General features: G+C 68.2%; 3 protein-coding genes. All 3 read left to right on the plus strand.

Features of this window, described 5'->3' with window-relative positions:
* The first annotated feature begins 59 nt into the window (after positions 1–59).
* On the plus strand, positions 60–821 hold the full coding sequence (locus P409_RS33440) for an anti-sigma factor family protein (RefSeq protein WP_034848846.1): 762 nt from the start codon (positions 60–62) through the stop codon (positions 819–821).
* Positions 822–847: 26 nt separating this feature from the next.
* Positions 848–1,570, plus strand: a complete 723-nt coding sequence (locus P409_RS33445) for a Bax inhibitor-1/YccA family protein (protein ID WP_034848848.1) — start codon at positions 848–850, stop codon at positions 1,568–1,570.
* Positions 1,571–1,574: 4 nt separating this feature from the next.
* A partial coding sequence (locus tag P409_RS33450) for a DUF2076 domain-containing protein (RefSeq protein WP_034848850.1) occupies positions 1,575–1,790 on the plus strand: 216 nt, incomplete at its 3' end.

Genomic DNA, 1,790 nt, shown 5'->3' on the forward strand with positions numbered 1-1,790 from the left:
CCGGCCAGCCGCACCGACGGACCGACCCCGCCGCATCTGCGGCTGGTGGAGTGACGCCCATGACCCAGATGTCGACCATTCCGACCGAAGCCGAGATCCAGGCCTATATCGACGGCGAGCTCGACCTGCCCCGCCGGATCGAGGTCGAGGCCCATCTCGAGGCCAACCCCGCTCTGGCCGCTCAGGTGATGGCCGATCTGCGCCTGCGCGACGCGCTGCGCCTGGCCTTCGCCGAGGATGGCGGCATCCGCGTCGCCAGCTACGAGAACGCCCGGCTGCTGGGCCGCGCCGTGCGCTGGCGCCGGCTGACTGTGCGGCTGCGCCGGGTGGCGGCGGTGGTACTGCTGATCGGCATCGGCTGGGGCGCCCAGTCGATGCTGGGCGTGACCCGGATCGACAGCGCCTCGGCCGGCATTCCCGCCTATGCCGACGAGGCCGGCGACGCCTACCGCACCGTACTGTACCGCCACCTGGTCGACCCGGCCGAGCCCAAGGGCAGCCTGAAGCCGGAGGACCTGGCCAAGGCGCCGATCACCCTGCCCGACCTGCCGCAGGGCTGGTCGATCCGGTCGATCGAGGTGGTGCCCTGGGATGGCGGCTCCGGCTTCGAGGCGACGATCGACACCGACCGCTTCGGCCTGGTGACGCTGTTCGCCGCCGCCACCGATGGCTTCGACGTGCAGCAGCCGCAGGCGCAGCGGGCGAACGACGTCACGGTCGCCTACTGGCAGGTCGGCCCCGCGGTCTACGCGCTGTGCGCCGAGGCGACGGCGGGCGACCTGCTGACCGCCGCCAACGGCTTGGCCGACACCCTTTACTGAATGGTCTCGAAGGAGAGAACGACACCATGAACATGCAGCAATATGAATGGCAGGGAACAGCCCAGCGCGCCTCGGCCGCCGAGCTCGATGCCGGCCTGCGGCAGCATATGCTGCGGGTCTACAACTACATGGGCCTCGGCCTGGTCCTGACCGGCCTGGTGGCCTATCTGGTCGCCAGCACCCCGGCGATCTACATCCCGATCTTCACCAGCCCGCTGAAATGGGTGGTGATGCTGGCGCCGCTGGCCTTCGTGTTCTTCCTGTCGTTCCGCATCCACGCCGTCTCCGCCTCCACGGCGCAGATGGTGTTCTGGCTGTTCTGCGGCGTCATGGGCCTGTCGATGGCGTCGATCTTCCTGGTGTTCACCGGGACCAGCATCGCCCGCACCTTCATGATCACCGCGGTCATGTTCGGCGCCATGAGCCTGTACGGCTATACCACCAAGGCGGACCTGTCGCGCTTCGGCTCGTTCCTGATGATGGGCCTGGTCGGCATCATCATCGCCTCGATCGTCAACATCTTCCTCGGCTCGACCGCGCTGCAGTTCATTGTCTCGGTCGCCGGCGTGCTGATCTTCACCGGCCTGACCGCCTGGGACACCCAGCGGATCAAGGAGGAATACGCCGAGCACTACGACACCGAGAGCCTGAACAAGATGGCGGTGATGGGCGCGCTGTCGCTGTACCTGAACTTCATCAACATGTTCCAGCTGCTGCTGCAGCTGACCGGCGCGACCCGAGAGGAGTAACGGCGTGTACGACACCGAGAAGCAGGCCATCGACGACCTGTTCGTGAAGCTGGCGCGGGCCGAGCGCGACGGCGGCCCGCGCGACGCCGGTGCCGAGGACCTGATCCGGCGTCGCCTGGCCGAGCAGCCGGTCGCCGCCTACTACATGGCCCAGGTCATCCTGGTGCAGGAGCAGGCGCTGGCCGCGGCCCAGGCGCAGATCAACGAGCTGGAGCGGCGC

It is taken from the genome of Inquilinus limosus MP06, from assembly GCF_000767795.1.
GTDB classification, from domain to species: Bacteria; Pseudomonadota; Alphaproteobacteria; order DSM-16000; family Inquilinaceae; genus Inquilinus; species Inquilinus limosus_E.